Annotated in this window: 20 protein-coding genes; all 20 read right to left on the minus strand. The window is 58.6% G+C overall.

Annotated features, from left to right (window positions below; genetic code table 11):
* Positions 1-5 precede the first annotated feature (5 nt).
* Positions 6-4,397: an RHS repeat-associated core domain-containing protein gene (locus NI40_RS13095; RefSeq protein WP_236918784.1), complete on the minus strand. Its 4,392-nt coding sequence runs from the start codon at positions 4,395-4,397 to the stop codon at positions 6-8.
* Between the two features lie 3 nt (positions 4,398-4,400).
* Positions 4,401-4,841, minus strand: a complete 441-nt coding sequence (locus NI40_RS13100) for a DcrB-related protein (RefSeq protein WP_023330599.1) — start codon at positions 4,839-4,841, stop codon at positions 4,401-4,403.
* A gap of 82 nt (positions 4,842-4,923) precedes the next feature.
* On the minus strand, positions 4,924-5,622 hold the full coding sequence (locus NI40_RS24130; RefSeq protein WP_039263597.1) for a hypothetical protein: 699 nt from the start codon (positions 5,620-5,622) through the stop codon (positions 4,924-4,926).
* The gene (gene tssI, locus NI40_RS13110) at positions 5,622-8,183 is read right to left on the minus strand and encodes a type VI secretion system tip protein TssI/VgrG (RefSeq protein ID WP_039263598.1); all 2,562 of its coding nucleotides are present in this window, start codon (positions 8,181-8,183) and stop codon (positions 5,622-5,624) included. The genes NI40_RS24130 and tssI overlap by 1 nt, the downstream gene beginning before the upstream one ends.
* Positions 8,184-8,248: 65 nt before the next feature.
* Positions 8,249-9,667, minus strand: coding sequence for a serine/threonine protein kinase (locus NI40_RS13115; RefSeq protein WP_039263599.1), 1,419 nt, complete (start codon positions 9,665-9,667; stop codon positions 8,249-8,251).
* Between the two features lie 24 nt (positions 9,668-9,691).
* Complete coding sequence (gene tssH / locus NI40_RS13120; protein WP_033145786.1) at positions 9,692-12,307, minus strand: type VI secretion system ATPase TssH; 2,616 nt, start codon at positions 12,305-12,307, stop codon at positions 9,692-9,694.
* A 38-nt stretch (positions 12,308-12,345) separates the two neighbouring features.
* A complete protein-coding gene (gene tssG / locus NI40_RS13125) occupies positions 12,346-13,389 on the minus strand; it encodes a type VI secretion system baseplate subunit TssG (RefSeq protein ID WP_039263600.1) in 1,044 nt (347 codons plus the stop codon).
* A complete protein-coding gene (tssF, locus tag NI40_RS13130) occupies positions 13,386-15,257 on the minus strand; it encodes a type VI secretion system baseplate subunit TssF (protein ID WP_039263601.1) in 1,872 nt (623 codons plus the stop codon). Before tssF ends, tssG begins: the two co-directional genes overlap by 4 nt.
* Positions 15,258-15,259: 2 nt before the next feature.
* On the minus strand, positions 15,260-15,823 hold the full coding sequence (tssE, locus tag NI40_RS13135) for a type VI secretion system baseplate subunit TssE (protein ID WP_033145789.1): 564 nt from the start codon (positions 15,821-15,823) through the stop codon (positions 15,260-15,262).
* Entirely contained in the window at positions 15,816-16,628 is an 813-nt protein-coding gene (locus NI40_RS13140) for a type VI secretion system accessory protein TagJ (protein ID WP_039263602.1), read from the minus strand. The genes tssE and NI40_RS13140 overlap by 8 nt, the downstream gene beginning before the upstream one ends.
* A gap of 9 nt (positions 16,629-16,637) precedes the next feature.
* Positions 16,638-17,636 carry a hypothetical protein gene (locus NI40_RS13145; RefSeq protein ID WP_033145791.1) on the minus strand — a complete coding sequence of 333 codons (999 nt, stop codon included), beginning with the start codon at positions 17,634-17,636 and terminating at the stop codon, positions 16,638-16,640.
* 16 nt (positions 17,637-17,652) lie between these two features.
* Positions 17,653-18,450 (minus strand): PP2C family protein-serine/threonine phosphatase, encoded by a 798-nt coding sequence (locus NI40_RS13150; RefSeq protein ID WP_014884226.1) that lies wholly within the window; start codon positions 18,448-18,450, stop codon positions 17,653-17,655.
* Positions 18,447-20,210, minus strand: coding sequence for a type VI secretion system-associated FHA domain protein TagH (gene tagH / locus NI40_RS13155; RefSeq protein ID WP_039263603.1), 1,764 nt, complete (start codon positions 20,208-20,210; stop codon positions 18,447-18,449). The genes NI40_RS13150 and tagH overlap by 4 nt, the downstream gene beginning before the upstream one ends.
* Before the next feature lie 87 nt (positions 20,211-20,297).
* Entirely contained in the window at positions 20,298-20,651 is a 354-nt protein-coding gene (locus NI40_RS13160) for a T6SS amidase immunity protein Tai4 family protein (protein WP_039263604.1), read from the minus strand.
* Positions 20,648-21,139 carry a type VI secretion system amidase effector protein Tae4 gene (locus NI40_RS13165; protein ID WP_039263605.1) on the minus strand — a complete coding sequence of 164 codons (492 nt, stop codon included), beginning with the start codon at positions 21,137-21,139 and terminating at the stop codon, positions 20,648-20,650. Before NI40_RS13165 ends, NI40_RS13160 begins: the two co-directional genes overlap by 4 nt.
* A 58-nt stretch (positions 21,140-21,197) precedes the next feature.
* Positions 21,198-21,680, minus strand: coding sequence for an Hcp family type VI secretion system effector (locus tag NI40_RS13170; RefSeq protein WP_008502640.1), 483 nt, complete (start codon positions 21,678-21,680; stop codon positions 21,198-21,200).
* A gap of 180 nt (positions 21,681-21,860) precedes the next feature.
* A complete protein-coding gene (locus NI40_RS13175) occupies positions 21,861-22,286 on the minus strand; it encodes a T6SS amidase immunity protein Tai4 family protein (RefSeq protein ID WP_039263606.1) in 426 nt (141 codons plus the stop codon).
* Entirely contained in the window at positions 22,283-22,789 is a 507-nt protein-coding gene (locus tag NI40_RS13180; RefSeq protein WP_032642293.1) for a type VI secretion system amidase effector protein Tae4, read from the minus strand. The genes NI40_RS13175 and NI40_RS13180 overlap by 4 nt, the downstream gene beginning before the upstream one ends.
* A 65-nt stretch (positions 22,790-22,854) precedes the next feature.
* Entirely contained in the window at positions 22,855-24,354 is a 1,500-nt protein-coding gene (gene tssC / locus NI40_RS13185) for a type VI secretion system contractile sheath large subunit (RefSeq protein WP_014884232.1), read from the minus strand.
* 3 nt (positions 24,355-24,357) lie between these two features.
* Positions 24,358-24,882, minus strand: coding sequence for a type VI secretion system contractile sheath small subunit (tssB, locus tag NI40_RS13190; protein WP_008502644.1), 525 nt, complete (start codon positions 24,880-24,882; stop codon positions 24,358-24,360).
* Positions 24,883-24,915: the final 33 nt, after the last annotated feature.

Consider the following 24,915-nt stretch of genomic DNA (forward strand, 5'->3'; position numbering starts at 1 on the left):
GTAACCTATTTTACATTCCCCGAGCCTGGAATCGCTACTTCTTCAAGCCATTCTGCCCATATTGATGGTAATTCATACGATCTACCTGGCGTTGTCGGATCGACACGCTTAGGAGCTAACCCACCTTGATTTAACGGATTAGTACGATAACCGGCCTGAGGTATTGCACTTTCTTCTATGAAATCCGCCATCCACTTAGGAACTTTAAAGGAGACAATTTCTGCATTACCACCTCTAATATCAAGGAAATGCTGAGCATGCGAGCTATCTCCAATACTGATATTTAAGGTTCCACGTTGAATTTTTGGGTTATTAGCAGAATCTAATTTGATTCTGACCCGACTTGCATTTGGTGGAGTTCCCCCTTGAACCCTAAAGATAGACTCAGTTGCATTGGGATCCCCTCTCTTACATAGACCAAGCGGATCTATCCAACCTAATGGGTTAGGAGCATAGCTGTAAAGATTTAACCCACCATATAGCCCTATCGGGTCCTGCTGCGTAAACCGCCCGCAGTCCGGGTCGTAATACCGGAACAGATTGTAGTGCAGCCCTGTCTCACGGTCCAGGTATTGCCCCTGCATGCGCAGGTTCTGAGAATATCCTGATACCTGCGTCTCGCTTTCCCGCAGCAGCTTGCCCCAGGCGCTGTTCACCCCTTCCCAGCGCACCTGCCCTTCGATATCCGTCATCCGCTCCGGCGTGCCGTTGGGCTGGCAGTGGAACCAGAAAATCTCCGGTGCATCCACGCCGTCAATACGCGCCAGCGGATCGTAGCTGTCCTGATCGCTGTAGACGTAGGTGAGCGGCACATCCCCGTGCACCTCCTGCAGCAGGCGGAACCCTTCCCATACAAACCGGGTGGTGACCGGCTTGCCGGTTGGCTGTCCGCCCAGCATCTGGCGTCGCGTTTTGCTGATGCGTCGCCCGAGCGGATCGTAGCGGAAGCTGACCTGGGTCTGCGGCTTGTTGCGGTCCCGCGGCTGGCTGATGACTTCCGTCAGGCGATGCTCACCGTCGTAGCGGTAGTGCCAGCGGGTCTGGCCGTTATCTTTTTCCACGGTGCGGCCGTGGATGTCATAGCGCCAGCGAATGCCGTTCAGCTGCGTCAGGCGGTTGTGCGCGACCTTCTCAGCGGAACCTTCGAGCGGGTTACCGGCTGCATCCCAGCGCCACTGCTCCTGTCCGGGCAGCGTCCCGTCCTGAACGAGCAGACGCCCGGCGCTGTCGTACTGCCAGCGATACCAGCTGAACGGGTTATCGTCCCGCTCTTCCCGCACCAGGTTATTTCGGTAGTCGTAATCCCAGCGGCGGGACCAGCGGCGCGGCGACGGGCGCTGGGCATTGCCGGTAAAGACGTCCCGGCGATGCAGTCGCCCAAGACGATCGTATTCGCTGCGGGTGGTCAGCAGCCCCTGAGTGCGGCTGGTCTCCCGGTGGAGTTCGTCGCGGGTAAAGTCGGAGACCGACAGCTTATCGAGAGCAATGCTGAGCAGATGCCCGCTGCCGTAGTAAAACTGCTTCAGCTCGCGGCCATCGGGCAGCGTGACGGAGGTGCGGTTGCCCAGCGCGTCATACTCCCACGCCAGCTCGCCGTGCTCGCCCGCCTCGCGCGTCACGCGACCAAGCGCGTCATACTCAAAGGCCAGCTCCTGCTCTGCCGCGGTGGTCCACGCGTCGGCTGCAAGCGCAGGATGCAGCCCAATCCGGCTTAACAGTCCGGACGGCGTGTAGTGATAGCGTGTCTGCCCCTCCGGCGTGGTGCGGGCGACCAGCTGACCGCTCGCGCTCCAGGCGAAGGCGTGGGTGATGGCATCCGGATGACCGGCGGCAAACGTGCGCGCTATCGTGCGCCCGCAGGCGTCGTAGCGATACTGCGAGGCTACGCCATCCAGCCCCACCTCTTCCAGCAGCAGCGAGTCCGCGCCCCAGCGGAACTGATACGCTTCGCCGTTTTCGTTTTCCAGGGCAATCAGACGCCCGCGGCTGTCCCAGCGGCGACGGACCTCTTCACCCTGGGTATTACGCGTCGCGGTTAATCGCCCTGCCTCATCGTATCTGAACTCACTCTCTTTACCGTCGGCGCCCGCATGCTTCACCGGCAGGCCACGTTCGTTCCATTTGAGCGATTCCGTCCAGCCTTCCGGGCGATCGAGCTGCACCGGACGCCCTGCGGCGTCGTAGCGATATCGCGTCTCTTCCCCGTCGGCGCCAGTCTCGGCCACCAGCCAGCCCAGCGGGTGATAGCGGTAGCGGGTAATACGCCCGGAACAGTCCGTCGAACGAACGATCTGCCCGGCCTCGTTGTACTCCTGGTAGCGGCTGTTTCCGGCGGCATCGACCTCTTCAACGACCTGGCCGAACTCGTCCCGGCGCAGCTGCGTGGTCTGCCCCATCGGGTCCACCACGCGCTTAAGCCCGTGATGTTCATCGTACCAGAACCGGGTGGCGCTGCCGTCGGCTTCAATAATGGCCGCAGGAAGCGCGCGGTGTTCCAGCCAGGCGGTGGTGCGGGTATTGCCGTCGGCGTCGGTCTCCTGAACCCGGTTGCCCATGTCGTCGTAGACGAAGGTAACGGCATTGCCGAGCGGATCGATGCGGCGCGTCAGAAGCTCGTTCTCGTCCCACTCGTAGCGCCAGTTTTCACCGCGCTCGTCAACGTAGCGGACAATCAGATTCTGCGCGTTCCAGTAGTGGCGGCGCGTCTGGCCGTCGTAGTGCTCAACGGTCGTCAGCCCGGCGGCTAAATCGTAGCTAAAGCGGCACCCGTCGCCGGTGCTGGTGCGGTTTTCCACCACGCGCCAGTGGTCGAATTTTTTCCAGCGGTATTCGCTCTCCAGACCGCCCGGCATCCGGTGCCAGACCATCAGCCCGTGCACGTTATAGCGGTATTCACGCGTCACCACGCCGGAGGCATCCGTCGCGCTCGCCAGCTGGCCGCGCGCGTCGTAGCCCCACTGCATCAGCGGCCAGGTTTGGCTACCGTCGAAATGGCTGGCTGCGGTAACGCGCTGCGGGAAACGTTCATCTTCGTAGCGCAGGGTGACGTCTATCGCCCGCGGCTCGTCGTGAAGGCCGACCAGCCTGCCGTGCTCGTCCCACTCCGTCAACAGCGCGTTGCCGTATTCATCGCTGAGGGAGGCCAGACGCAGGATAGATGGATTCGCCCGGGTCGGTTTATACAGACGCCACACCGCGCCGTCATCATCGGCAATCGCCACGTCGCCGCTCTCATTGCGGCGGATAATGATGCCTTCGCTGATGCTGTAAAACGCGCGGTCGACAGGCGGCAGCTCGAAGCTCAGCTCGCGCCCGGTTTCGTCGAACCAGGTGGCGTTGTTGTCTTCCAGCGCCAGATAGCTGTCAAAGGTGGTTGCCCAGCCCAGACCGAACAGCCCTTCCCGGGTGGTCAGGCTGTTGTAGCTGCGCTGCCAGCGAAGCGGAAAGCGCCCCGGCAGCGAGAAATCGAGCTCGTCGTCGTCATTCAGCACCTTCACGCCGGTGGCGGCGTGAACCGGGTGCGAGGAGCCAAACACCGCATTCACCGCCATATCGGCCAGCATCCCACCGCCGGCCGCCGCCAGCGCGCAGGGCATGTTTTTCAGGATCTTGCCCGGACGCCCGCGCAGCAGCGAGAGCGCAATCATCCCCAGCGCCAGACCCGGCGTTTTACCGCTTTTGATATCGCGAACCGTGAGCGTGTCCCCGCCGATGATCACGTTCGGGGAGACGTCGTCGGAAACGGTGCCTTCGCATGTGGTGCGATCTTTCGCGCGCACCGCGGGCTGCCCGTTGATGAAGACGCTTTTAGAGCCTTCCGCCAGATACTGCGGCCCGGAGTGCTTTTCGCACGCCACCTTGTCCTCTTCCAGCGGCGAGGTTCCCGCGGCGGCAGAGGCCACGCTCGGCTGCCACATTTCGCTGCCAAACTGACCGGCAGCGGAAAGCAGCATACCCGCGTAATCGGCAAAGCTGCCCGGCGACTGCGGCTCGGGGGACGGTGTATCGGCGGGCGTCAGCGTGCCTGCCGCCCGCGCGGCGGGGATTGCGTTGGTGAGAACGTTACTGGAACCGGTGGTGATTTTACCCGCAGGCGACGGCGGAAAAAGCGCATTGCCTAACCCCTCAGCGGCGTTGCTGATATCGTCGGTGATCCCCGCGACGTTCGCCAGCACGCCACCGATAATCCCGCTTAACAGACAGCTGGATCCAATTGCTGCCACGCCCGCTGCGGCCGCCCCTGCGCCCAGCAATGGCGCCGCTACGGTTGCAGCTGCGCCTACCGCCGCGCCGATCACCGCATAGGCGGCACCTTCCGCCACAATGCTGGTGATGTCAGCAAAAATGCTGGAGTGAATAATCTCGTCGCCCTTACGGGCCGCGTTGTTATCGCTCATGCCTTACACATTCCGGTTGTCGTTTAGCGTCAGACTCTGCTTAAGCGCGCTCCAGCGCACCTCGTCCTCTTCGGTGAATGCCCTGAGTGCCGAGAGGGTAAAAATCATCAATACCGGTTTACCCGGCGTCTGCACGGCCAGCTGTTTTTGCCACAGGCGCTGCCCGTTACGGTCAAACGTCGTCTCAACTTCCAGCCCGTTAATTTTTCCGTCAGGCCCGGCCTTTACGTTCCGGAATTCGCTCTGGGCAATTTCGCCCATCTGAGGACGCAGCACATCCCACTGGCGATGGAACTCTTGTTCATAGTCGCTGCCATCGGGGATAACGCCGCGGCTGACCACCACGGACAGCCCGCTTTCGTCATCGCGAATAATGTTCATGCTGTTATCCTGCCAGGCAGCAGGAAAAAGGGAAAACGAACCTTCCTGGAGGGTGTATTTCATAAGTGAACTCGGGATGATTAATATCAAGAACAGTGAAGGCAAAAATAAAGGCCAGAGAATACTGACCCTTTAGTAATAGATTCTACTTATTAACCCATTGACCTGGCTGATCAACTAAAATATCACCACCCTTACTGACTACCAATTTCAATGGGTTATAGGTAACCGTATAGGTAATTCCGCCATTTTTAAATAAGGAACCAATTACTTTTCCTGTCGCATCGTTTAAAGTCTTCCCATCTAAAGAAATTGTACTATTGTCACTTTTTCTAATTCCAAGGTAAAACATATCATTGCAGTCGCTTTCAAATGAACCACATTTATTGACTAGAGTAATATTGAATTTATCGGTATCAAAAACTCTTTTTTCGGACACCGGCGACTTTAACACTTTTGTTAGTTTATAATACTGCGGAGCATAATATTCACCTTTCTGTGGCGGTGTAATTAAAGTCCAGATCATTTTATCACCAACAACTTCCAGTTTCGCACGTCCCTTTTCACCACCAAATGAAGAGGTAAATTCCACATTTGCTCGATTTTCAGCAATAACACCCTTTAGATTATTCTCATCATCTGAGGGACAGTCAATGCGGTTACCGTTTTGCGTAACATAACAATAACTACCATTCACATTTTGACCAGCTTGAGTTAATCGTAAAGTCAGTGTTGACTCATTTTTTTGTTCTCCGCCCCACTGACCAGAAAACATATCTTTAGCTATTGCATGACCACTATTAAAACCCGCAACCATCAATAACATTACTAATTTTATATTCATTACAAAGCCACCTGTGCACACCGATCAACTCGATTTAACCAACCTGTCAAAAACTTAGCATTTTTAGAGTTATTTACCACAAGATTCTCATAATATTCTTTACGAATGTCCGCTATTCTGGACGTAAGCTTCGCTGAGTCGCTTACGCTGTTCATTGCGTCTATAGTCTTAGGCCCTATTTTTCCATCTGCAATCAACTGCTGGCCGAACTCATTATTCAGCAATTTTTGGATTTGCTTACCGGCTCCGCCGGAGGTTATGGTCCAATCATAAGACATTAGTGCGAGTTTAGGATCATTAAGATTGTTAAATCCAGACGGCTCCCAGTAACGTTTACGGTAAATTGTCTCAGCTTGTTCATTGGTTAAATTTTTTAGGTTATCCAATGTGGGTTCAACACCAAGATCTTCCTTGGCATATTTCTGCCATGTTTTCCACGCAATTCCTTTATTGGTAGCCCCCCCAGCGTCGTTAGGGTCATTAACGTATCCGCCTTCATTTTGGAAAATAATAGGTGAAATCTTTGAAAACTTGTCCTCACTTTGAGTCGGTGTTGCTGAAGTGGCATTACTTACTGTAGCTTGAGGTGCTGGTTTCGTTGCAGACTGTGATGGCACAGGAGACGCTCCTGCCCCTTTCTTGCTTTGTTCAGGCGCAAAATACGCCTGCACTGCCGCATCAATATCCCCTTTATGCCCCGAACCCGGTGCCGTTGTGCCCGGCTTGGTTCCCGACGTATTCAGATGCAGCTTACCGCCCGTGGTGATATACCCATCCCCTTCCACGAAGAAGTTAAACTCTTTGCCGATCAGGTTAATCTTGCCGTTCGCGTTCAGCTCAATGGCGCTCTCACCGGAGACCAGCCGCAGCTTCGTCCCGGAAGCAATCACATACTGCTCCACCGCCGCATCCAGCTTGCCTTTCCCCGTCAGGATCTCGGTTCCGCCTTTCACGGCCTGGGTTTGGTTCGCTTCCACGCGATGCAGTTCATTTTTCTTCACGTAATGGCTGCGCGCCCCGCCGACGCTGTGCGTTTCATCGTTCTTAACGCTGGTGTCCATGTTGCGCTCGGCCTGGATCCACACCTGCTCTGCGCCCGCTTTATCCTCAAACCGCAGGGCGTTGGCATTGTCGACGGAACCGTCTTTCGTGCGGCTCATAAAGCCCATCTGCGTCGCCGCGGCAGGCAGCGCCCACGGCGGCATGCTCGCGTCGTTGTATACGCGCCCCGTAATAATCGGACGGTCCGGGTCGCCGTTGATAAAGTCCACCACCACCTCGTCGCCGACGCGCGGGATCTGCACCCCGCCGTAGCCCTGGCCCGCCCACGCGCTCGACACGCGCACCCAGCAGGAGCTGGTGTCATCGCCTTTCGCCAGGCGGTCCCAGTGGAACTTCACCTTCACGCGACCGTATTTGTCCGTCCAGATACTCTCGCCCTTCGGCCCCACCACTTTCGCGGTCTGCGGTCCGTAGGTGCGCGGCCACGCCGTGGTCTGCGCCGGACGGTACACCACCGCCGACGGGATGACCGTAAAATCGGTGCGGTGAATGGTTTCACCCTCGCCGCTGGCGTAGCGGTTCTCTTCGAAGTGGTAACCCGCCGCCGTCACCAGATACTCGCCGTTGTCGCTGAAGAACGGCGCGTTGGTTAAGTTGAAGGTGTGCCCTGGCGCAATCCCCGCCGCCGTGGCGGTGGCCTGAATCTGCTGATGCTCAACCTGCCAGCGCTCCTGACGGATGCGGGCATAGAACTCCCCGTGCCCTTTGTCCACAAAGCGCCCCGGCCAGTCGTACACGTCGATGCTGCCCGGCTTCGGCGACGCCGGGTTCTGCTGGGCCTGGAACAGCCACGCGTTCGGCTTGCGGAAGTCATAGTCGTCAAGGCTGTAAATCCCCGGCGTCACGCTGTCCTCCAGCGCCCACTGGCTGATGCCCTCTTCGTCCGTACTGCCGCCGGACGGCGTCTGATGGTAAGGAATAACCTCATAGCCGCTGAACGGCTGATGCTGCGTGGCGGCGTCGGTGAGTACCAGGGTATGCTTGTCCGCCTCGTGGCTGAAGTGATAGGCAATCCCCTCCAGCTCCATCAGGCGGCTGATGAAGTCCAGGCTCGACTCCTGATACTGCACGCAGTAGTCCCACACCCGGTAGCTGCCGGTGAGCTTATCCTCAACGTTGACCTGATGCTCGCCAAGCAGGGTTTTCACAATCTGCGGCACCGTCTGCCCCTGGAAAATACGCAGGTTACGGTCGCGCTTCATCGGCCACAGGTCCGGCTCCACCGTCAGCTGGTAGACCGCATAGCGGGTGCCCGTCAGCTCAACGGCGCTGACCGCCACGCGGGTAATCTTGCCGTTAACATAGCGGGAGGTCAGCAGATTCTGCGTCGGGATGGTTACCGTGACCGGCTGGCCCAGCAGCTTGCTGCGATCGATGCGCGCGTCCGTGCCGAGCACGGTCAGCGTCAGCGCGAACGACTCGGACATCGCCTCGCGGCCCGTCAGTTTCCAGAACAGAAGCCCCTCCACCGGGAGCTGAACGGTAATTCGGTTGAGCATAATCTTTATTCCATCTAGCTTATGCGATTCAGAAAATAGGTTCGCATCTGTGACTGAGCGTAATTCTAAGGGTTCACCAGCCAGGTGCCCGGCTTGGTGATATCCAGCGTCTGGCCACGCGTTCTTCCGTTGCCCTGGAGTTCAATCTTCACCTCACCGGACGGCAGCTTGAGCGATGCATAGCCGTTGGTCGCCGGACGCAGCGCTTTTGGCTCGCCGTTCACTTTCAGCGTTTCGCCGTCGAGGATGCGGATATAGACCAGCGCAACCGGGCTCTCCACAGGCGGCGGCGTCTGCTGGGCCGTCGCCTGCTCGTTAACCTTCGCCGTTTCCGGCTTCACGTCCGGCGCGTTTGCGGCGGTCTCAGACGGGCGCGTCTCTGCCGGTGCCTGTGCAGCCTGCTCGGGCGCATCGTTACCGCCGCTGAACAGCATCGCCCCGGCGACAATACCCACCAGCACGCCTGCGGCAACCATGCCCGGGATCTTGTAGCGGCGCCAGTCGAGCAGCGAAGCCGGTTTTTCGTCTTCGACCGGAACCAGCATCGTGCCGGGCTTTTTCGCCGTCAGCACGTCGTTGATCCCTGCGACCGGCATCTCTATCAGCGCGGCGAACTCGTCGATTGACTGCGGACGGTCCTCCATGTGCAGCGCCAGCGCGCGGTCGATGGCCTGCAGCAGCGGAATGGAATAGCCCTGCGGCATAATTTCCACCAGCGGTTTGCAGGTATCCTGAATCGAGCGCACCACGCTGACCGGCGGCGGAGAACCCACAATCAGGGTACGCAGCACCGCGCCGAGGGCGTAAATATCCGTCCACGGGCCCTGCTCGCTTTCGTTGTCGTCGGTGTACTGCTCGATCGGCGCAAAGCCCGGGCGCAGCATGGTTTCCGTTTCATCGGAAAGGTTACCGATGGTGCGGCGCGCGGAGCCGAAATCAAGCAGCACCGGCAGGCCGTTATCCTGGATCTGAATGTTATCCAGCGAGATGTCGCGGTGCAGATAGCCTTCGTTGTGGATGGTCTTGATCGCACCGAACAGCATCGGCAGCGTGCGGCGGATCCAGGCCTCGTTGATCAGCTCCGGCTTTTCCTCGCGCAGGCGCGAAAGCGTGGTGCCGCTGTAAAACAGCGTCCCCATGTAGGCCGTGTCGTTTTGCACCCAGAAACGCAGGACATGCAGCAGGTTCGGGTGGTTAAAGCGCGCCAGCAGACGCGCCTCCTGAATAAAGCTGTTCAGGCCTGCGGAAAACGCTTTGCCAAAACGCTCGCTGCGCAGCACAAGGGTCATGTCGTCGCCGCGCACGGCGAGCGAGGAAGGCATAAATTCTTTGATAGCGATAGTGCGTTCGAGCTGGTGATCCCACGCGCGATAGACGATGCCAAAACCGCCGCCGCCGATCACCTCTTTGATTTCAAACTCGTTGAAGCGGTACCCGACCGGGAGCGCGTTTGGGACAGTCCGATTGTTATCATTATCCGTCATCTTTTACAGTTCTCTTGATGATTATTACGCGGCAAACTGACAGTGAAACTCGCCCTGCTCGCAGGTGACGTGCAGACGTCGGTACTGCTCGTCGCTGCGGCTGGCGGTAAGTAAGATCTGGCTCATCTGAGGCAGCAAGGTGTTGGTCAGAATAGCATCCACCATGCGACCGCCGGACTCCACCTCGGTACAGCGCTGAACAATCTGTTCCACTACGCTGTCGTCAAATTCAGAAATAATGCTGTGATTCTCTTCCAGACGACGCTGAATGCGCTTGAGCTGCAGGCGAACAATCTGCCCCAGCATCTCGTCGCTGAGCGGGTAGTACGGCACCACCAGCAGGCGGCCCAGCAGCGCCGGTGGGAAGACCTCCAGCAGCGGCTGGCGCAGGGCGCCGCTTAACGCGTCAGGCTCCGGCATCAGCTCCGGATCGGCGCACATGGCGCTAATCAGGTCGGTGCCGACGTTGGAGGTCAGAATAATGATGGTGTTCCGGAAATCGATGTGGCGCCCCTCGCCGTCTTCCATCCAGCCTTTATCAAAGACCTGGAAGAAGATCTCGTGGACGTCCGGGTGCGCTTTTTCAATTTCGTCCAGCAGCACCACGCTGTACGGGCGGCGGCGCACGGCCTCGGTCAACACGCCGCCTTCACCATACCCTACGTACCCCGGAGGCGCACCTTTTAAGGTGGAAACGGTGTGCGCTTCCTGGAACTCACTCATGTTGATGGTGATAACGTTCTGCTCGCCGCCGTAGAGGGATTCCGCGAGCGCCAGCGCGGTTTCGGTTTTACCGACCCCGGACGGGCCGCACAGCATAAAGACGCCCACCGGTTTGTTGGGATCGTCCAGCTTCGCCCGCGAGGTTTTCACGCGGCGGGCAATAAGATCCAGGCCGTGACGCTGGCCGATAACGCGCTGGTTAAGCGTGTCGGCGAGGTTGAGCACCGCGTCGATCTCGTTTTTCACCATCCGGCCCAGCGGGATCCCGGTCCAGTCAGAGACCACCGCGGCAACCACGTTTTCATCCACCGCCGCAAACAGCAGCGGCTCATCGCCCTGCAGGGCGTTCAGCGCCTGCTGCTGTTCCGCCAGCTGGCCGCGCAGCTCGGCGCTATCGTCATCGCCCGCCGCGAACAGCGCCGCGCGCAGGCGGATAATCTCCTGCACCAGGCTGCGCTCTTCTTCCCAGCGCTGGGCCAGGGCTTCGCGTTTTGTCTCATACGCGTCGCGTTCGGCGAGTAAAGCGGTTACGCGATCGGCGTCACCGGCTCCCACGCGCGCTTCGCGTTCAGCAATCTCAATCTCCACGTCCAGCGCGGCAAGGTGGCGCAGGCAGTCTTCGAGCTGCGCAGGCGGCGCGCTCTGGCTAACCGCGACGCGGGCGCAGGCGGTGTCGAGCAGCGCAACGGCTTTATCCGGCAGCTGACGCGCCGGGATGTAACGATGCGACAGCTTCACCGCCGCGCTGACCGCTTCGTCGAGCAGCAGCACCTGGTGGTGCGTCTCCAGCGGCGACACGGTGCTGCGCAGCATCAGAATGGCTTTCGCTTCGTCCGGCTCGTGAACCTGCACCGTCTGGAAACGGCGGGTCAGCGCCGGGTCTTTCTCGATGTACTTTTTGTATTCCGCCCAGGTGGTGGCGCCGATGGTGCGCAGCTGTCCGCGCGCCAGGGCAGGCTTCAGCAGGTTCGCCGCATCGCCGGTTCCCTGCTGGCCGCCTGCGCCAATCAGGGTGTGGATCTCATCGATAAACAGAATGATTGGCGTTGCGCTGGACTGGACTTCGTTAATGAGCGCCTGCAGACGAGCTTCAAACTCGCCTTTCATGCCGGCGCCAGCCTGCAGCATGCCGATATCCAGCAGCCACAGCTGAATATTTTGCAGCGGCTCCGGGACGTCGCCGTCGGCGATACGCAGCGCCAGCCCTTCCACCACCGCCGTTTTCCCGACCCCGGCTTCCCCGGTCAGCAGCGGGTTGTTCTGGCGGCGACGCATCAGGATATCCACCATCTGGCGGATCTCTTCGTCGCGCCCGACAACCGGGTCAATCTTTCCTTCGCGGGCGCGGGCGGTCAGGTCCTGGCCGTACTGGGCCAGCGTCCCCTGCGCCGCCGGTACCGTACCCGCCGGTGCGTCCGCGGCGGCGGCGGCCTGCTGCGTCTCTTTGCTGTTGGCGCAAATCGCGTCGAACTGCTCAATCAGCACCTCGACGTTAAGGCGGGTGAACTGCGACGAGATGCTTTTCAGCACGTTGGCCAGATTCCAGGTTTTCAGCATGCCGATCAGCAAATGACCGCCGCGAATACGGCTGACGCCAAACTTCAGCGATCCAAACACCCAGGCGCGCTCCACGGCGCTGTCGATATGCTCGGAGAGATCGGAAACGGAACTGGCCCCGCGCGGAAGGACATCCAGCGCGGCCACGATATCGCGGGTCAGCTGCTGTTCATCGAGGGCAAAGTGGCGGATGACCTGCTGCAGATCGCCATCCTGCTGCTGCATCAGCTGATGCAGCCAGTGCACCAGCTCAACGTACGGGTTGCCGCGCAGCTTGCAGAACGCAGTGGCGCTTTCCAGAGAGGTAAATAACAGCGTATCCAGTTTGCCGAAAAGCACGGCACGGCTAATTTCTGACATGTTAGTTTCCATTAACAATGATTCGGTATACGGAAGGATTACCGCTCTGCGCGATACACCAGATCGCCACGCGGGACAGGCTGCGGCTGAAGGCCCAGCCAGGTGTTATAGCCTAATCGCCCATTGCTGCCGAGCGTGGTGCCCTGCACCGCGTCTTCACGCAGGATCACCCGCGTTTCCCATTCAAACTCCACCCCGGCGTACTGACGCACCCAGTCGCGCAGCTCGGTGACCCACGCTTCACCCGGCAGAAAACGGTTGTACTCCTCCGCGCTCAGCGGGCCAATTTCGATGCGAAACTTATGCTGCACGTCGCGGACGGCAACGCCGAGAAAGGCGGATTCCCCCATGCGCGGCATGCGGCGCCCTGCGCCAAGCTGCGCCTGCTCGCGCGTGGAAAGCGGCATCCACTGCGGCACGTTGCTCACCAGCTTAACCGGCGCTTTAAAATAGCTGCGCAGGATCTTCTCCAGCCCCTCCGGATCCCGCCCGTGACGGGTCAGGTGCCCGGCGTGGGTAAAGCGGGCATGCGAGCTCAGGCTGCCTTTGTTCATCTGTCCCGGCTGGCCCATGCCAATCAGCGATGCCAGATACCCCTCAAAGCGCCTGTTATCAGCGCGATCGAGGGAGACGGTGGGTTGCGCATCCGCCCAGGCGCGGTAAAACAGCAGCGCCAGGCGATGATGGAACAGGTCGGCAAACGCGCTGAGGCTGGTGTCCTGATGATGATAAATTCGCTCGCGGGCGTATTCGGTCATATGGACCGGCAGCGGGCCGTTCGGGCCAAACAGGCCGAAACTGAGGATAGACACCTCGTGCAGCCCGCTTTCCTCCCGCTGGCGGACCTGAGCCAGCGTCGACGGTGCAAAACTCATCGACGGCTGCTGGCCGATGCGCAGCGGCTCAAATTTCGGCAGCGGCGCGCGTCCCAGCGGGTAGCGCTCGCCGCCCTGGGCATCAATGCGCCTTAGCAGCTGAAACAGATCGTAGCGCCAGGGCGTCTCGCGAACCCCTTGCCAGAACGCGTCCGGCAGCCGGGTCAGGCGATGCACGCGCAGCGGTGCAGTGGCAGCGTCACTCATATCAGCGCCCTTTTACCCATGCGCGGCGCCCAGTAGCCAATCTCGCCGCGCTGCTGGCTTTTCAGGGTGAACTCCGTAAAGCTGTTGATGGACACCAGGCGGGCAAAGAGACGTTCCATCACGCTGCCAAAAAGCCACGGACTGGCGCCGGAAAAGGCACGCTCATCGACCGTCAGGGTGATGCCGATCCCGCGGGCGAAAACGACCGGGCCGGGTTCAGGCACGCGGCGGTGAACCGGCTCCAGCACGCAGTGGCGTACCCCTTCCACCTGACGCGCAACGGGCGTTTCTGCCAGGTTGGCGTACAGCCCTAACAGCTGGCGCAGCGCGGCCGCGCCGTCTTCGTTTTCGCTGTCCATCAGGCTGAGGTAGTTCATCTGCAGCTGGCTGATGAGCCGCCAGGTGCTGAACCCTTCCGCCAGCGCCGGGCGCGGCGGCGTTGGGCCTTTGCGCAGGGTGAGGGATTTCACCGGCATGGAGTCGGCCATAATGAACTGCCCGAGTTCCTGCTGCAGCATCAGCGGCAGATCGCGGCTGGTGCAGAGCACCTCTGCAGAGATATAGCGCAGGTTTTCCTGCCACGGGGCGTGCTGTTCATCCACCAGCGAAACAAACACCTCTGAACCGATATAGCCGGTGCGCGTGCCGTAGCGCAGGGCGTGCTCGGACAGCACGCGCTGTTCGCGGCGCAGGGAAAAATAGGCCCCGTAGTTGCCCGCATCGCCGCTCCAGGTGCTCCAGAATGGACGAAACGTCTGGTCATCGCGCTGGCCGTCCGCGCTGCCATAGATTTTTTTGACCGCGTAAATTTCATAATCCAGCGGACGAATGTTATCCACCACCAGATGGTATTCATGCTGGCCTTCATTCAGCTTCTGACGCGCCGCGACCTTTGGGAACAGGTTGATGACCGGCGTACAGTGCAGCGCCAGATGGCTGGCATCAACCACGCGCTCCAGCTGTTCATCCGACTTATCCAGCAGAATGAAGATGTCGAAGGCTTTTTCGCCTTCACAGCGCTCGATAAGCTTGCCCAGACCGCTCAGGCTAATGAAGCGGAAACGGGCCGGAAAGGCGAAATACTCCTGCAGCAGGCGATAGCCATCAAAGTTGCGCAGATCGTCCGGAAGCAGGGCCTGGTCAGGCTCAAAGCCTTCCTGGCGCAGCGCGTCCGACGCCAGCAGCTGTCGCTGCGGCTGCGGGCTGACCGTCTGGCAGACGATCCCGGCGTGATGCTCCATCACCAGCTCCAGCAGCTTCAGCGCTTCAATGTCCGGGCCGCCGAGGAAAAATTCCAGACGGTCGAAATCCAGGTGCCCGAGGTTTTGCGGGCCGTCGCAGGCGATGCGGATCCGCAAGGCGCTGCCGATCCCACGCTGGCTCAGCCCCAGCTGCGCCAGCGGCAGATCGGCGGGCACGCCGCCCAGCTCGACCTTGTCGATTTTCAGCGGCAGCAGGTTGACCTCGTGCGCCGTGGTATAGCTGCAGGTCACGCCGGTTTTTTTTAGCGCCAGGCTGTCCATCATGGTACCGCGCGGCACAATGAAGCCCTTGCTCAGGTCGCCCCGGCTGCTGTCGGGCTCAATCTCCGCGATCGCCATCGACGGCGTGGGCGCAAGATAGTTAGGCGCAATCATCTCCAGCAGACGCTGGGAGAAGCGCGGAAACTCCGCGTCCATTTTCATCTGCACGCGGGAGGTCAGGAAGGCGAAGCCCTCCATCAGACGTTCGGTATACGGGTCCGCCACTTCGATGCCGCGCATGCCCAGCCGTCCGGCGACTTTGGGATAGCGTTCGGCAAACTCGGCCCCCATTTCGCGCAGGTAGGCCAGCTCGCGGTTGTAATATTCGAGCAGTTTACTTTCCATGATTACCCCGCATCTTTCAGTTCAAAATGGCCGTTTTCCAGATCGACATCGGTACGAAACAGAAACTCCAGCGGGTACGGCACACACCACAGACGCCCTTTGATCTCGATGGAGAGCACGTTGTGCAGATCCAGCGAGGAGGTATCCGACACGCAGCGGACCTGCAGCCCCTGCGGCAAAATGCGCGGTTCAAAATTGATGATGGCCTCGGTGAGCTTGCGCTGAATGTCGTGCCATTCGATATCCGACATTCTTTTCCCGGCCAGCGGCGCGACGCCGAAGTTGACCACCGAGCGCTTCACGTGCGGCAAGGCGCTCAAATCGCCGGAGGCATCGTGGTTGATGGTGTTAAACAGCCACTGTAGATCGCGCAGGACGTTGCGGCGCAGGGCGGCGTGGGTGATCAGATTGCTGTTGGCCGACTCGCGCTTTTTTTCCGGCTCATTATCGGTGAGACGATCCAGCAGCGAGGGCTGCATTTTGTCGCGCGCCCCCACCTTCTCCTGCTTGCTGCGGGCTTGCCAGCCGCTGCGCAGCAGATCGCCTTCGCCAGCGGGATTACTCATCGGCTCCATCCGTCGCAAACGTCACGAGGCTTAAGGACAGCAGCGGGTATTCGCTTTGATCGCTCAGCCAGGCCTTCTGGCCCCTGCCTTCGTAAAGGGTGCCGTCTTCGTCGAGCGGCTGCCATTCTGTGGTGCGGCCCAGCCTGACCGCATCAGTGGCATCGGCAGCAAACGGGTAACGCGCCGGGATCTGACACACCTGCTCCGTACCGTCGGTCAGGCGCACCAGCGCGTGACGCCAGACCAGATCGGTCACGCTGGCGGGCGCCTGGAAACGGATCTCCGCGATGGCGCTGAAGGGCAGCCAGAAATAACGGCCGTTCACGATAGTTTCGCAGACCGGGCCGAGACGGGCATCGCCGTCCATCAGCCAGTCAAACGCCTGCGTCTCCTCGTTTTCGAGGATAATCTGGCCGGGGGTGGCCTCAGCCCGATCGAGGGCCTCCAGACGCAGCGCCCGGGCGCGCTCGCCCTCCTCGCTCAGCGCCGCGGCCAGGGTCGTCAGCCACGGCCACTGGGTTTCTGGCATGGCCGGACGCGCCTGTCCCGCCATCACCTGCGCGCGCTGCAGCTCGCCCTGAATGGATTGCTCCAGCAGCGTGACGGTGGGCTTCGCCTGAGGCTTCAGCGCCAGCCAGCTTTTCAGCTGGGTCAGCGCGCGCGTCCAGTTGCCGCTGAGGGTTAAAAACTGCACGAACGCGGCGCGGAGGTCGGCATCCGCCGGACGGGCTTTGATTTCAGCTTCAAGGCGCGCCAGCGCGTCGCTGAGCGACTCGCCCGCCAGGTGTTGATTGAGCGTATTCATAGCCACTCCTTAATTCGCCGCGCGCCATGCGCCGACGGCCGGATCGCGCAGCTGAGGACGCAGCGTGTCAATCAGGACGATATTCAGCGGCGTGCCGGGTGCGACCCAGGCGCTCCAGGTTTTTTTCACCGCCGCAATACGCGCCTGCAGTTTTGCATCGTCGCTGGCGATTTCACGGGAAATCTCCACCGCTACGGTGCCGTTGCTTTTCCAGCTGTTCAGGGCGCTATCGTAAGGCAGGATCATCCAGCTCTGGTCGCTGTTTGGGGTGCTGAATACCATGCGCTCTTTGTTGACGGAGGTGATCAGCGCGTTTTCAGGATCGGCGCTTTGATTCAGACCCGTCACCGGGAAGCCGTGGATATACGTCACCGCCATCTCTTTCTGTCCGCCGTTGCGGGACTGCGAAACCACGGTGTGTCCGCTCAGCCAGCTGCCGTTACCGCAGCGGGTGGTGTCAGAATCCGGAATAAAGAGCGCCGGAGCGGAAGCGCCACCTTCCCAGAAGGTGCGCAGGTGGCAGCCGTCCTGCAGGGTGAATTCCTGCCACGGCGTGCGGTCAGCCGCGACGGTGCGGGAAGCCACGTTCTGGTCCGGCGGCAGCAGCGCGCCGCTGGTTGGGGTTGCGGTGACGGTCGCAGCAGGCGCGGCCTGGTCCTGTTTCACCACCAGCGCCCAGTCCTGCGCTTTGCCTGCCGTACCCTGCGCCAGCGTGGTACCCGCCGGATCGTTTAGCGTCCAGCTAAGCTTATTCACTTTGCTGCACTGGTGTTCCAGCAGGGAGCCAAGACGCGGCACAAAGTTCTCCAGCACGGAGACGTCCTTCTTGCCGTTCGCCACAATGCGCAGCGCCACCTCAGGCTTACACCAGCTCTGCGGCGTGTTGTCTTTAATGTTGTCGATCCAGATATCCAGCTTCTGCGCAGGCGACTGCACGATGCGGAAATTCTCAGCCTGCGCGGTGGAGGTGACCGCCAGAAGTGCCAAACCCGATAGCCAAAGTTTCATATCGTTCCTTGTGTGTCTAATCAGTTCCGCAGGGAAGAAATTGTGCTGCGTCAGAGAGGGTGTGCAGCAAAGTGGTGTCCTGAGGGTTGCCCATCCATACCGCCAGGGCAGTATAGTTATCCTGAGCATTCCCCTCCTGTTCGCCATTCTTTTGAATGATTTGGTTCATTAAGGTCAGCCACTCCTGCGGCGTATTGACCATATGCAGCGACTGCTTCATTTGCTCTTCGCTAACGCCGTGCCAGAACCCGTCGGTGCAGAGTAAGAATGCATCGCCGTCTTCAACCTGCACCACGTCGCTGTAGCTCGCTTCCGGCCCGCCGTTTTCAATTCCCAGCGCCAGATAGAGCAGGTTGCTGTTCAGGTTGTCGGTCTGGTGCCCGGCGTCTTTCATCTGCTGCACCAGGCTGTGGTCGGTGGTCACATGCCACAGCCATCCCCGGCGAAACAGGTACAGGCGGCTGTCTCCGGCGTGCGCCCAGTAGGCCAGGCCGTAATCACGGTCAATGAACAGGCTGACCAGCGTCGTGCCCATCCGGCGATAGTCCTGAACGGCCTGCTGTTCGCTGAGGATGGTGCGGTTAGCCGTCTGCACGTAGTCGCGGATATGCTGCGCATTAAGATGTTTGTCGCCATCGAAGCGGGAGATAATACTGTTGCGGGCCAGCTCTGCAGCCACCTCACCGCCCGGCAGGCCCGCGATGCCGTCGCAGACGACAAAGCAGGCTGAACGTTCCCCTATGGTTTCTCCCGTCTGATCCTGGTTGCTGGCGCGCGTCCCCTGGCGGGAGAGAGAAGCCGTTGCGATATTCATTTGTCTTCCGATCCGCTCTGTGAGTCTTTGTACTGATTCACCTCCATGTCGTACGCATGAAGGAAAGCCTCGCCGAACAGGGTGTGGAAGTCATCCTCAATCTCGCCAGCCGTCTCGCCATAGCTGCGAACAAAATAGTCCCACAGGGCGGCTTTGCGGCTGCCCGGCAGCGCCAGACGAGAGGTCATCCCGTTCTGCTTCGCCTGCTCTTCCAGCTGTTCCGGGTTAAAGGACTGCAGCATCGCGGCAATGATGGCGCGGATACCGGAGATCATGCCCAGCTGGTGCGCCTGCAGGTCGATCAGCGCGTCGCGCACGGATTTGGTCGGCGGCATAAAGCCCGGCATCGGGGTGCCGAACATCTGGATCAGCACGGTTTTGCCGGTCGGCAGCAGCTTGAACGGGTTGTTGGCATCGTCCAGCACCATGGTCATATCGGCCTTCACGCCCCGCTTGAGGATGGAGCGCGAGGAGAGCAGCGCCACGGTTCCCTGAGAGAACATGCCGAGGATCTGCCCGAGCTGACGCATATTTTCACGATCAAACTGCGGGACGGGCTGCATTTCGCTCAGGCCCATGCCTTCCAGCAGCGCCTCCAGCAGCTCGCCCTGCAGCACTTCGCCCTTCTCACCGCTGTTTGCCGTGGCGGTTGGGGCGGCAGCGTTATTGACCGGGTCAATGCGCAGACGGCCCTTCGGTGCCTGAGCGCTGCTGCGCGCAACGGCCTGCGGCGTTGGCATGGTGAAGCCCGCGTAATCCGGCCGCGCGGGCTCTTCTTCAGCACGCGGTTCTTCCTGCGGCTCAGGGGCGAATAGCGGAGAATCGGCCAGCACGTCCTCTTCCTGCTCGGGTTCCGGCACTGGCGCAGGCTTTTCGGCAATAATGTCATCCGGATGGGTCAATGGCGCGCCGCCCATCAGTCCGAGCGGGTCGTCATTACGCGCGGCTGGCGCGCTGGCCTTACCGCCAAACAGGGCCAGCGGATCGAGCTCATCCGTCGCCTCGTCTTCTGGCTTCACGGGGCTATTCTCGCCCGGCGGCACCAGCGTTGACGGGGTGACGTCGTCAAAAATACTCTCTTTTTTGAACAACGCTTCGTCGCTGAACAGCGTGTCCGGGTCGACATTCTTACGCTCGAGCTTTGGATCGCTGTCGTTAAACATCGCCAGCGGATCTTCCGCGTTACGCTCCGGGGCCGCAGGCTGGGAGAACGGATCGTGCGATGCAGCAGGCTGCGGTTTTGTACGGTTGCTGGAGATGCTGTCGGAGATGGAGAACTCCTGCATCAGGCTATCCCAGATCTCCGTTGGCACGGCGGTTGGCTCGGCCTTCCCACGCGGTGCGGCACTCGCCGGCTTCGGTTGCGGAGCGGGCGCGGACGCGGCTGCCGGACGCGCCTGCTGATGCATGCTTGCCGCCATACGGCTCACGGGCTGGGTATCGTGAATCAGTTCGGTCACTTCGATACGGTAGTCATCAATACCGAGAATGTCGCCATCCTGCAGCTCAACCTGACGCCCTCGCTCCAGCGGAATGTCATTTAATACCACGCGGGTGACGCTGCCACGGTTGGTCACGCGGCATTCGCCCTGGGCGTCAACGTGAACAATGGCCTGCAGACGAGAGATGGTGCGGTCATTATCCGGCAACACCAGATTGTTATCCGTACCGCGCCCAATGGTGCCGCCCGGGGCGTAAAAATCACAGCTGCTTTGCGGCGGCTGATGACCGGGTTTCGTAGAAATAATCGTGAATCGCATGGCGTATTCCTGCTGGTATGATTAGCGCTCAAACGCTGCCGCTCTCGGAGCGAGAACGGCGGCGTTTGGGGGCCGATTCCATCTGTTCTATTCTGGCGTTTTGAGCGGACGAATCGCGTCGCTATTGGCGATTAAGCTGCACTTCAAAACCTGATAATGACCCGGCTGAGTGCCACCCACTTTCTCTTTCAGTAGAGAAGCAATCACCTTGTCTGCTTTTTCAAAATTTTCAGCAGGCAAATTGCTAGCTTCGAGCCATGCGGCGGCACTAGCCTCGGCATCAGCTTTCAGGGCTTTGCTGTCCGCAATCTTACCGATACACCGGTTTTGCACCCAGTTTTCAAAGATTTGTTGCTGAGAAAAAGCGCTGATATCAGGCAGCGTTTGGGCATAAACAGCAGAGGCATTTAATGCCAACACGAGCAGCAGTAAACGTTTCATTTCATGCTCCAGAACGTTGCGTTGGTAGGAATAAACGAACCATTTCCTGGAGAACCAAGGAAATGACAGTCATCAGAGCAAATATTTCCATTCCAGAGTGTTACGTGCCCGGTTGCATCACTCCAGCCGTGCCCGGTAAAGATAATAATGCCTTGCTTACCAGCAAATTGGGCAGGCGTTGGCGAAGAAACTGACATATCTGCATTGCCCAGTACCGTGGGTAGAAATGCAATCATATCTTTAACGCGGAACATATAGCGCTTTTTGTCGTTTCCGGTCACTGTCGCATATTTGCTATTAGAAGGAATCGGGATACCACAGTAATTTAAAACGTAGCTCATACGAATTGGGCAGGCATTTTTAAAAATACCGGCATCAATATTATGCTGAACTTTTCCACCCAATAACTTACCAACCTGTTCTACGTTTACATTCACTTCTCTGAATCGGTTCCAGGCGGCGCCAAAAGCAGGACGCATTTGAGACATCTTGTTTCTCCTTGATAAGAAGCTCAGGATAAAGTGAGCCCTTTCGGGCCCACTATTATTATGCTTCTTTGTTTTCTTTGATGTTCCAGCCAGCGCTGCTTTCAGCACCTTTACCACCCGACGTGGTCTGCTCCCAGTACTGCTGTTTCACTTTCGCAGCCTGGAATGCATAGGTCACACCAACGGTATCGCCGTTGTCAGCACCGGTGTACTGAACAGAGGTGACCAGCACATCTTCCAGCGTGATGCGGGAGTATTCCACCTGCTGGCCGCCGGCTTTACAGACGGACAGCTCAACTTTGGTCAGGTGTTTGCCGCTGGCGCAGTGTTTCAGGATAGCGGTGGTGGATTTGTCGATAAGCGCGTTAACGTGCAGGTCGTTGAAGTTAACTTTACCGGCACCGCCGCCACCGCCAACGCTCATATTACCTGGCTGGGAAGCGCCCCAGGAGAAGGAGGTAATATCAGTCCAGCCGGTGTGGTTAGAATCTTTAGATTCGCCCGTAACACCCTCGACCTTCAGAAACATATCAATAGCCATAATATCTACTCTTCGTGGATGAACAATATTGCTTTCGAAAAAGCACTTATATGGCAAACAGGAAAGCATGGGGCTGAATAAAACCGTCCATATTTTACCTCTGCCTCATATCAAATGATCCGTGTCATTTGACAGTCTTACATTCCCCCTGAATGAACGGAAAGAATGTGAAGTCTTTTACTACTGCGGGTTATCCTGAATCCAGGTGCGGTCAGGATTTCCGATGATTAATTGAGGAGCAAGTTTATTAAGTTCGTCACTATAATAAAGTCGCAGGCAGTTTAAGGTCACACCTTGTACTTCTGGTTTTCTCTCAGAATGGAAGGCATTGGTTGCGCCCTTGTATTTATTAATCAGAGCGTTAATTTTGTCATTACCATTCTCAATATCGAAAGGCACCCATTCCAGTAATGCATTACTGCTACGCGCTGCATCCAGAGAAAACTGGCTTTTATCATCAGCCACTTGTGCCAGACAGCGAGAAAAAACAATGTCTTTAACAACTTGCCTATAAGGCAATTTTTTGACAAATGACACCGGATCGTCAGTTGCGTAAACAGAGGCGGAACTGGTGAGCAACAGTAGACTGGCAATTATTTTTTTCATGGCAACTCCCAAAAATTGGCTTTGGTCGTCGTGTAATTTGTATCCGGCGCATTGAAATAACAGTGATCCGAACAGGTTAAACCATTCCAGAATGTGGCATGACCGGCGGCATCATTCCAGCCCTGAACCTCAAACAGAATTACGCCCTTTTTGTTGGCCAATTGCTGTACGGGTATGGAAGGATAACTCACGATCATGTCAGGTTTACCCCACTGGCGCGTCAACCAGGCAATAACATCTTTTACGCGGTAGAAGTACCATTTATTATCAGCACCGGATACTGTGAGATTTGCAATACGCGGAACGGGATGCCCGGTATAATTCAGAACATAACTCATGCGAACGGCACAACTGTTTGACCAACCGCCCTGATTTTCGGGTATTTCGAAGTTGTGCTTAACCTTGCCGCCGATAACTTGCTTAACTTTGCCGATAGAGTCATTTGCATCGTAAATACGTGTTGCCGCCGCCCAGGCAGCAACAAACGAAGGTCTCGCTGTCATATTTCCTCTCAAATTCCCATGCTATAAAGCCAGCGCCGGGCACGGTTTCCCGGCAGCCATTATCATTACGCGTCTTTCGTCTTCAGCGACGGCAGTTTAGATACCAGACGCAGGGAAACGGTCAGACCTTCCAGCTGGTAGTGAGGACGCAGGAAGAACTTCGCGGCGTAGTAGCCCGGGTTGTCTTCAATCTCCTGCACCTGCACTTCCGCAGCGGCCAGCGGTTTACGGGACTTGGTCTCCTGAGAGGAGTTCGCCGGGTCACCGTCGACGTAGTTCATGACCCAGTCGTTCAGCCAGCGCTCCATCTCTTCGCGCTCGCGGAAGGAGCCGATTTTGTCGCGCACGATGCACTTCAGGTAGTGCGCAAAGCGGCAGCAGGCGAACAGGTACGGCAGACGAGAGGCCAGACGCGCGTTGGCGGTGGCATCCGGGTCATGGTACTCGGCCGGTTTCTGCAGCGACTGCGCGCCGATGAAGGCGGCAAAGTCTGAGTTTTTGCGGTGAACCAGCGGCATAAAGCCGTTTTTCGCCAGCTCGGCTTCACGACGATCGCTGATGGCGATCTCGGTCGGGCACTTCATGTCCACGCCGCCGTCATCGCTCGGGAAGGTGTGGCACGGCAGGTTTTCCACCGCCCCGCCGGACTCCACGCCGCGAATCGAGGTGCACCAGCCGTACTCTTTGAAGGAGCGGTTGATGTTGGCGGCCATCGCATAGGCGGCGTTCGCCCAGGAGTAGCTGTTGTGGTTCGCGCCGTCGGTCTGTTCTTCAAAGTCAAAGCTGTCGACCGGGTTGGTGCGAATGCCGTACGGCAGGCGCGACAGGAAGCGCGGCATCACCAGGCCCAGATAGCGGGCATCTTCGGATTCACGCAGCGAACGCCAGGCGGCGTATTCGGTGTTCTGGAAGATCTTGGTCAGGTCGCGCGGGTTGGCCAGCTCCTGCCAGGACTCCATCTGCATCACGCCCGGTGCGGTACCGGTAATAAACGGACAGTGCGCCGCAGAGCCGATGCGCGCCATTTCGCCCAGCAGCTCAACGTCCTGAGGGCTGTGGTCGAAGTAGTAGTCGCCCACGATGCAGCCAAACGGCTCGCCGCCGAACTGACCGTACTCCTGCTCGTAGATTTTCTTGAAGATTGGGCTCTGGTCCCAGCCCACGCCCTTGAAGCGCTTCAGGGTGCGGCCCAGCTCCTGCTTGGAGATGCTCATAAAGCGGATCTTCAGCATCTCGTCAGTTTCAGTGTTGTTCACCAGGTAGCTCAGACCGCGCCAGGCGCTCTCCAGCTTCTGAAACTCTTCGTGGTGAATGATCTGGTTTACCTGCTGAGATAGCTGCTCGTCGATACCGGCGATCAGGTTCTGAATGGTGCGGTAGGTGTCGTTGGAGAAAGTGACGGTATTTTCCAGCGCCTGCTGCGCCAGCGTTTTGACCGCGCTTTCGACGGCTGAACGGGCCTGATCGGTTTTCGGGCGGAACTCTTTGTTCAGCAGCGCGCTGAATTCATCCTGGCTGAACGCCTGACCCGCCTGCTGCTCGTGTTGTTGAGTCTGGTTGCTCATCGATTATTCCTCGCTACCTTTCGCGCTTTCGTCATTTTTCGGCAACTGGCTCAGGGATTTGAGCAGCGTCGGATCCTGCAGAATTTTAGCGATCAGCTCTTCCGCACCGTTTTTGCCGTCCATATAGGTCAGCAGGTTGGAGAGCTGGGTACGCGCTTCCAGCAGCTTGTTCAGCGGCTCGACCTTGCGGGCCACCGCATCCGGCAGGAAGTCGTCCATGCTGTCGAAGGTCAGATCCACGTTGAGCTTACCTTCGCCGGTCAGGGTGTTATCCACCTGGAACGCCACGCGCGGCTTAAGCGCCTTCATGCGTTCGTCAAAGTTGTCGATGTCGATTTCGAGGAATTTACGCTCGTCGACGGCCGGCAGATTTTCAACCGGTTTGCCGACCAGATCGGCCATGACGCCCATCACAAACGGCAGCTGAATCTTACGTTCTGCACCGTAGATCTCTACGTCGTACTCGATCTGCACGCGGGGGGCACGGTTACGTGCGATGAATTTCTGCCCACTGTTACTCATTGCCATGATGTTCTCCATCAAAGATGCGCGGTGAAGGTG

The sequence above is a fragment of the Enterobacter sp. E20 genome (assembly GCF_000801755.2).
Classification (GTDB): Bacteria; Pseudomonadota; Gammaproteobacteria; order Enterobacterales; family Enterobacteriaceae; genus Enterobacter; species Enterobacter asburiae_B.